Annotated in this window: 1 protein-coding gene; it reads right to left on the bottom strand. The window is 57.8% G+C overall.

Translation table 11 applies throughout. The annotated features are described in order from the left end of the window. Positions 1-27: 27 nt before the first annotated feature. Positions 28-1,067 (bottom strand): IS630 family transposase gene (locus tag B9P78_RS09580; protein WP_233487883.1). Its coding sequence is split into 2 segments (ribosomal slippage): positions 28-567 and positions 570-1,067, totalling 1,038 coding nucleotides; the frame shifts between segments, so codons are not numbered across the junction. Positions 1,068-1,146: the final 79 nt, after the last annotated feature.

Below are 1,146 nucleotides of genomic sequence, written 5' to 3' on the forward strand. Positions count from 1 at the left end.
CTATATAAGTTGAATAAAAGTTTTACCCTACAGCCTCACACAGAGACGGTCAATCACCTTCTTCCGCTCCCCATCGATCCAACGGAGGAAGCCGCGGACGGCCAGGATAATCTTCTGGACGCTCGGAAAGAAAACATTGTGGATTGTGGCTTCTTTCAGCCATTTCCAGAGGCCCTCCATCAGGTTGAGTTCGGGACTGTAGGGTGGGAGGAAGGCGAGCTCCAGGCGCTCCCGGTGATCTTCCAGGAAAGGCTGGATCAGCTTGGCATGGTGGATCCGGGCGTTGTCCAGGATGAGGACGATTTTCCCTTTGGGATAGCGGTCCAAGACATGCTGCAGGAAGCCCAGGAACGTGAGAGCGTCATACGCCTCTTTCTCCCAGCAGAGCACCTCCCCCGTCTCGTAGTTGAGGCAGCCGATCAGCTTGGCGCCGCGGTGCTTCCCATAGGTCGGGATAATCCGCTGCTTCCCTTTGCGGAACCAGGTCCGCTGGATGGCCTGGTAGTCCCGGATCATGCATTCGTCCTGGAACAGGAGGTGGTCGACCTCTCCCGTCATCAGTTTTTTTTAAGTCGGGGGAAGGTTTCCTCGCGAAAAACGCGCTGCTTCTCGGGATCCGCCTTGGCCAGCGTATAAGTGGGACGGGTGTAGCTGAGCCCTAGCCGCTCCAAGAGAAGCGACATGCCCCGCTGGGAGTAGCGGACGCCCCATTCCCGCTTCACATAGGCGATCATCAGGTCGAGTGTCCAGTTGGCGAACGGCCCGAGCCCCGCCTCCGACGGGAGCTGGTTGGCCACCACGGCCACCAGCTGTTCCTCCTGTTCGGGGCTTAGGCGAGGAGGCCTGCCGGACGGACGGAGAGGGGTCAGGGCCTCCAGGCCCCCTTTTCGATAGGCGGCCACATAGCCGCCAACTGTTTTGCGGGTGCGGCCTGTGATCTGGGCCACCTCTTCCATCTTATGCCCGCTCAGGTAGAGGAAGACCGCCTGGTAGCGTTCGTACATGCGCCGTTCCTTTGCCTCTTTCATCGCGCGCCTCAGTTCTGTCAGTTGGTCTCGCAGTTCCATCTGGCTCATCCCTTCATGTTTTTGCCTGAATCATATCAGAAAAACAAGAGGGAGTAAAACTTTACCTCAACTTATATAG

Origin of the sequence: Aerococcus sp. 1KP-2016, from assembly GCF_002252085.1 — a bacterium.
In the GTDB taxonomy this organism is placed as follows: domain Bacteria; phylum Bacillota; class Bacilli; order Lactobacillales; family Aerococcaceae; genus Aerococcus.